This window comes from Amycolatopsis sp. NPDC057786 (assembly GCF_042797905.1).
Lineage (GTDB): Bacteria > Actinomycetota > Actinomycetes > Mycobacteriales > Pseudonocardiaceae > Amycolatopsis.
Genome location: NZ_JBHVKW010000186.1, coordinates 1 through 6714, shown reverse-complemented (window position 1 = coordinate 6714; position 6714 = coordinate 1). Strand labels below are relative to the sequence as shown.

Genomic DNA, 6714 nt, shown 5'->3' with positions numbered 1-6714 from the left:
GGCCTGCTCACTCACCGTGAGCAGGCGCCCTCCGGCGTTTCCGGTCCCAATGTGGTCACGCACCGTATTCGAGCGGGCGTTCTTCGTTAAAGAAAGGTCCTTTCCCGACAATTCCGATGGGAAAGCCGAACTCCTTTTCGGACGGTGTTCACAACACCGGAACACCCCGGACGGAACGGCGCCGGAGCGGCCGCGCGCGCCAGGCCGAGAACGCGCTTCCTGGCGGGCGTGAAACAAAAGACCCTAAATGCGTCCGGATTGGACTCGTGGTCGCGATCGTTTCGGTCGTCAATCGTGCGGTGGCGAACATTCCGGCCGCCGTTCCGGAATGTTCCGGGTTCGCGGAACCGATTGCCGGGAGCGGCTCCGAAAAGCCTCGGCCCGGCAGGAACCCCGGGGGCCTCCCGGACGTCCACCGGAGGAGGACGGCATCCGGTCGGGCGACGGCCGGGCCGATATGGGAATCTCGCTGCCGAGGCCATGGCGGGCGTGATAGCTCTATGGCGACCAGGCGAGGGACAAACCAGGAGGATCCAGGCGTGCGGTCACCGACCACAGCGGCGTCCATGCTGGCGTGCGCGGCCGTGCTCCTCGCCGCCTGCAGCAACACCCCACCCCCGCCCGTGGTCAGCTCCTCGGCCTCTCCGGTGAGCACGTCGACCACGAAGACGCCTTCGCAGGTGGTCGTGGGTGTCGACGACGTCCTCGGCGGCTACAACCCGCACAACCTCGCCGACGCATCCCAGGTCACGTCGGCGCTCTCGCAGCTGCTGCTCCCGTCGGTGTTCCGCCCGAAGGACGACGGAAGCTTCGAGCTGGACAAGAACCTGATGAAATCCGCCGAGGTCGTCTCGCAGCAGCCGTTCACGGTCGCGTACACGATCCGCCCGGACGCCTCCTGGTCCGACAGCGCGCCGATCGCCGCCGAGGACTTCGCCTATCTCCGTGAGGCGATGCGCGACCAGCCGGGCGTCATCGGCGCCGCCGGCTACCGGCTGATCTCGGACATCCAGTCACGCGAAGGCGGCAAGCGGGTCGAGGTCACCTTCGCGAAGCCTTATCCGGGCTGGCAGACGCTCTTCGGCAACCTTCTGCCCGCGCATCTGCTCAAGGACGCCCCGAACGGGTGGCAGGGCGCGCTGGCGACGACGTTCCCGGCGGTCGGCGGACCGTACTCCATCAAGGGGCTCGACACCGCGCGCGGAGAGATCACCCTGGAGCGCAACGAGCGCTATTGGGAAAAACCCTCCGCCCTCGACCGGATCGTGCTCCGTGCGGCAGATCAGGACGGCACACTGGCCGCCCTGCGCAGCGGCAACGACCAGTTCGCGATGACCAGGACCGACGGCACCGGCCTCAAACGGCTCGGCGAGCTCGGCTCCGCCGTCCAGCTGCACACGGTCGCGCGTCCCACGGTCGCGCAGATCCTCCTGCGGCCGGTGAGCTCGACGCTGTCGGATCCCAAGGTGCGCGAAGGCGTCACCGCGCTGATCGACCGCGGCAAGCTGATCACCGAGGCGACCGACGGCGGGCCGTCCGACAAGCTCCGCGCCGACGCGCAGGTCCGCGTCCCGTCCGCGCCCGGTTTCCAGCCGACGATCCCGGCTCCCGGTCCGCCGTCGGCGGCCGATCCCGCCAAGGGCGAGGAACTGCTCAAATCCGCCGGATACACCAAGGAAGCGGGTACCTGGCGGAAGAACGGGAAGAACCTTTCGCTGGTCGTGGCCTCGCCCGCCAAACAGGAGCCGTACGCGACGATCGCCAAGGAGCTCACGGCGCAACTGGTGGCCGCGGGGATCGAGGTCAACGCGATCGCCCCGCAGCCGAGGGAGCTCTTCTCGACGATGCTGGCCATGCCGGTGCTCGACGGGATCCAGCAGACGACACCGGAGGGCGCGGGCAACGTCGGCATCGACATCGCGGTGATCGGCCAGGTCACCGGTGGTGCGGACGTCGCTTCGGTACTGGCGTCCACCTTCGGCTGCCGTCCCGATCAGCTCACCGAGAAGACCAAGGCCGTCGTTCCGGGGAACCCGCTGGGCTTCTGCGATCCGGCCCTGCAGGCCCCGATCGACGCCGCGCTGACCGGCGCCACCCCGGTGGCCGACGCGCTTTCGGCCCTGGAACCGGAATTGTGGCGTCGGAATGTTGCCATTCCGTTGTTCCAGCTGGCCGATACCCTCGCCATCGGCTCTGGTATTTCCGGAGTAACCGCAGGTCCTCCTATGGTGGGCCCTTTCGGGTCCGCGGTGAACTGGACGCGGGGTCCGAAGTAGCTGTTTCGAGTCCGAGCCGGACCCTGGCGGGTGACCTTTCCCGGCACGTTCGAGTGGCGGACTGATTCCTCAAGGTAACCACTGTATTTCCTGATGTCAGCCGCAAGTTACCCTTTGGTCACGATCGCCCCGGAACTGGTGACTGTTCGTGCATTTCCTTTCTAGCGTGCACCGGCAGTGCGCCAAATGAGTGTTGCTTGGCGTGTCATAAGCTCCGGGCCATCTCACCGGAGCGGTGTGGGGTCCTGTTCCGATCTCAGGAACCCAGTGCTAGGAGGGCACACTTCATGAGGAAGTCCAAGGCAGTCTCCGCCTGGTCGCTGGTCGCGGCCTCCGCGCTTGTGCTGAGCGCATGCAGCGGTGGCGACAGCGGCAGTACCGACCCGAACGGGTCGTCGACCGACATCAAGAGCATGGCGACCGGCAAGGCGCAGAACGGCGAAAACTTCAAGCTCGCGGACACCCCGGGGTACGAAGGCACCGTCACGGTGGGTATCGACGACGGGTACTCGGGCTACAACAACGACACGCCTGACACCAACACGTCGTACAACACCTACATCCTGACCGCCGTGCTCGCGGGCGCCGATGTGCTCGACGGCAACAACAAGGTGCTGCTGAACAACGACGTGTTCGACTCCTGGGAGGTCACCTCCAAGGCGCCGCAGACCGTCGTCTACAAGATCAAGCCGAACGTCAAGTGGTCGGACAACGAGGCGTTCGACTGCGACGACATGTACCTGTCGTGGCTGGCGCACTCCGGCAAGGCGAAGACCGCCGACGGCAAGCAGGCCTTCCTCGCCGCTTCGACGACCGGCTACCAGCTGATCGACCAGGCGACCTGTAAGGACGACCTGACCTTCGAGACCAAGTACACCGAGCCGTACCTGGACTACAAGGGTCTGTTCAACTCGACCGCGATCATGCCCGCGCACATCGTCGAGAAGAACTCGGGCGTCGCCGACATCACCAAGCTGACGCCGACCAGCGACGCGGCCCAGCTGGCCAAGGCCGGTGACTTCTGGACCAACGGCTTCAAGGGCTTCAAGGCCGACGTCATGCCGGCTTCGGGTCCGTACAAGATCACCGCGTTCGACGCCAACCAGAAGGCCGTCACGCTCGAGAAGAACCCGAACTGGATCGGTGGCAAGGGTGGCCCCTCCAAGATCGTCGTGAAGGCGATGGAGGACACCAAGGCCATGGCGACCGCGCTGCAGAACGGTGAGATCGACATCGCCGCTTCGACCCAGCCCGACGCCACCGCGGCGAACACCATGAAGGGCCTCGCCGCCCAGGGCATCACCTACGGTTCGGCCTCGCAGCTGACCTTCGAGCACATCGACCTCAACTACAAGCGCATGTTCAAGGACAAGGACCTGCGCAAGGCGTTCTTCGAGGTCGTCAACCGCCAGGAGATCACCGACAAGCTGCTGAAGGAGGTCCAGGCCGACGCGACCCCGCTGAACAGCATCGTGTTCATGCCGGGCGAGCAGGGCTTCAAGGACCTGTACAGCAGCAAGGCCGGTCTGGGCGCCGAGGCCGCGGCCAAGACGCTGACCGACGCCGGCTGGGTCAAGGGTGGCGACGGTATCTTCGCCAAGAACGGCCAGCGCGCGTCGTTCAAGATCTCGCACAACCAGAACACCCGCCGTCAGCAGACCGTCGAGATCATCATCTCGCAGGCCAAGGCCGCCGGTATCGAGATCACGGACGACCAGGACGCCAACTTCCTGAAGGGTGGCCGTCTCGCGGCCAGCGACTACGACGCCGCGCTCTTCGGCTGGTCCGCCGCTCCGTTCAAGGCCGAGCAGAAGTCGATCTACATCACCCGTGTCGACGACAGCAGCCAGAACTACCAGGGCCTGTCCAACAAGACGATCGACGAGTCCTTCGAGGCGGCCGTGAAGGCCACCGACGAGGCCGTGCAGCTGGAGAACTACCAGAAGGCGGACCAGGCGATCGCGGACGAGTACGCGACGCTGCCGCTGTTCCAGACCCCGTCCATGTGGGCGTTCAAGGGCATCGACCGCACCTACATGCAGTCGTACAACGGTGTCCTGTGGAACGTCGGCGAGTGGGAGCAGAAGAAGTAGGGCTTCCGCCCCGCTTTTTCACCACTCGCTTACGCGATCCTGGTGGTACGGGGTCCGGCCACAAGCCGGGCCCCGTACCCGCCGGAAGTAGCTGTTGACCGTAGGGTTACCGCCACTACGGTGGACAACCGGGCAGCGGTCCAGCACTTCGGCGACCAGGCCCGGATGAGGAGCAGTTCGTTGAACCTGGTGATCTACATTCTTCGCCGTCTGGCGATATCGATTCCCGTCCTGCTGGTCGGGACTTTCCTGTGTTTCGTCATGGTCGCCGGCACCGGTGACCCGCTCGCCGAGATGAAGAGCAACCCGGCCATGAGCAAGGAAGCCATCGCGCAGATGGCCTCGCAGCTCGGCCTCGACCAGAGCATCGTGCCCCGGTACTTCACTTGGCTCGGCAACTTCGTCACCGGCGACTGGGGCGTTTCCATCGCACAGGGCAACGCGCAGGCCCCGGTGTTCCCGAAGGTCATGGCCGCGTTCGAGGTCACCTTGAAGCTCGTCGTCGGAGCCGAGATCCTCGCGCTCGTGCTCGGCGTCCTCGTCGGTGTGGTCGCGGCGGTCAAGCAGTACTCGATCATCGACTACATCGCGACCACGCTGGCCTTCCTGCTGTTCTCGATGCCGATCTTCTGTGTCGCCATCGTGCTCAAGCGCTACGCGATCGAGTTCAACGGCTGGGTCCGGGACCTGGGACTGTCCGATGTGCTCGGTAACCCGTGGATCCGCACCACGAGCCCGGAGTCACTGAATTTCGACGGTCCAGGCGGTTTCCTCGCCAGTTATGTCGGCGCGTACCTGCTGCCGACGCTGTCCATCATGGCGATCAGCTTCGCCGCCTACAGCCGGTTCCAGCGCGCTTCGATGCTGGAGACGCTGAACGCGGACTACGTGCGGACCGCGCGCGCCAAGGGACTCGCCAACGGCCGGGTCATCTTCCGCCACGCCTTCCGGAACGCGCTCATCCCGGTGACCACGCTGTTCTCCGTCAACTTCGGCGCCGTGCTCTCGGGCGCGATCATCACCGAGACGGTGTTCAACTGGAATGGCATGGGCAAGCTGCTCGTCGAAGCCGTGACCAAGAGCGATACGCAGGTGATGATGGGGTGGCTGGTGCTCATCGCCAGCAGCATCATCGTCGCCAACCTGATCGCCGACCTGATGTACGGCATCCTGGACCCGAGGATTCGCGTTGGCTGACTTGAACTCCCTTATCGCGGCGGAAGGTTCCAAGCCCGCCGATGGTGCGCTTCCGCCCGAGGCGCTGCCCGAGCCACAGAGCCAGGGCAAGCTGGTCCTGCGCAAGTTCCTGCGGCACAAGCTGGCGATGATCTGCACGGCGGTCCTGCTGCTGCTCGTGCTCACCGTGCTGATCATGCCGATCTTCTGGCCGTACAGCTACGAGGACAGCTCCTTCCCGTCCTTCGCCAAGCCCAGCGCGGAGTACCCGCTCGGCACGACGCAGGTCGGCAAGGAGATGGTGTCGCAGATCCTGCGCGGCACCCAGTACTCGCTGCTGATCGCGCTCATCGTGTCGCTCGTCGCCACCACCATCGGAACCGTTTTCGGTGCCATGGCGGGGTACCTCCGCGGCTTCACCGACTCGGCGATCTCGCGCGTGACGGACCTGTTCCTGATCGTCCCGCAGATCGCGGCCGCGGCCATCCTGGCCAAGGTGTTCGGCGGCGGTACCTGGTACATCGTCGCGATGGTGCTGGCGGCCTTCGGCTGGATGCCGATCGCCCGTATCGCCAGGGCCGAGTCGATGTCGTTGTCCCAGCGCGAGTTCGTGGACGCCGCCCGCGCGTCCGGCGCCGGGACGTTCCACATCGTGTTCAAGCACCTGGTGCCGAACATGGTCGGCCTCATCACGGTCAACGCGACCCTCGCGATCGCGCAGGCCGTGCTGATCGAGGCGGCACTGTCGTTCATCGGGCTCGGGGTGCAGCTACCGGACACCTCGCTCGGCCGCGTAATCCTCGAGAACTACGCGCAGCTCCAGGCGCGGCCGGCGCTGTTCTTCGGCCCGTTCGTCGTGCTGGTGCTGATCTCGCTGACGATCAACTTCATCGGTGACGGCCTGCGGGACGCTTTCGACCCGCGGCAGCGCCGCCAGAAGGCGTAAGGCCCTCTCTAGCGCGTGAAGGCCCCCTTCATCGGCCCGCTCCTCCGTGACCGCCCGAGGGGTGTTCACTCTGCGTGCGCTCAGCCGAGTCTCCATGGCATCCCCTGCCGACATCCGACGGGCCCTGTTGCCCGTTGCTCCGTGCCGAACAGTGAACGGCGCGAGCCGTCCGACCGGGAGTGTTCACCGGGGGGTTCACATGGACACCAGCAAAGAGGAGGTG

Annotated in this window: 4 protein-coding genes; all 4 read left to right on the top strand. The window is 65.6% G+C overall.

Annotation, left to right across the window (positions count from 1 at the left end):
- Positions 1 to 566 precede the first annotated feature (566 nt).
- Positions 567 to 2276 carry an ABC transporter family substrate-binding protein gene (locus ACFVM3_RS41580; protein ID WP_378445383.1) on the top strand — a complete coding sequence of 570 codons (1710 nt, stop codon included), beginning with the start codon at positions 567 to 569 and terminating at the stop codon, positions 2274 to 2276.
- A gap of 287 nt (positions 2277 to 2563) precedes the next feature.
- Positions 2564 to 4369 carry an ABC transporter family substrate-binding protein gene (locus ACFVM3_RS41575; RefSeq protein WP_378445381.1) on the top strand — a complete coding sequence of 602 codons (1806 nt, stop codon included), beginning with the start codon at positions 2564 to 2566 and terminating at the stop codon, positions 4367 to 4369.
- Positions 4370 to 4549: 180 nt separating this feature from the next.
- Positions 4550 to 5566 (top strand): ABC transporter permease, encoded by a 1017-nt coding sequence (locus tag ACFVM3_RS41570; RefSeq protein ID WP_125674361.1) that lies wholly within the window; start codon positions 4550 to 4552, stop codon positions 5564 to 5566.
- Positions 5559 to 6491 (top strand): ABC transporter permease, encoded by a 933-nt coding sequence (locus ACFVM3_RS41565; RefSeq protein WP_378445379.1) that lies wholly within the window; start codon positions 5559 to 5561, stop codon positions 6489 to 6491. Before ACFVM3_RS41570 ends, ACFVM3_RS41565 begins: the two co-directional genes overlap by 8 nt.
- Positions 6492 to 6714: the final 223 nt, after the last annotated feature.

Bases quoted from the DNA above. Each gene is read 5' to 3' on its own strand.
- ACFVM3_RS41575 (WP_378445381.1), top strand. From the start codon at position 2,564: ATGAGGAAGTCCAAGGCAGTCTCCGCCTGGTCGCTGGTCGCGGCCTCC.
- ACFVM3_RS41580 (WP_378445383.1), top strand. From the start codon at position 567: ATGCTGGCGTGCGCGGCCGTGCTCCTCGCCGCCTGCAGCAACACCCCA.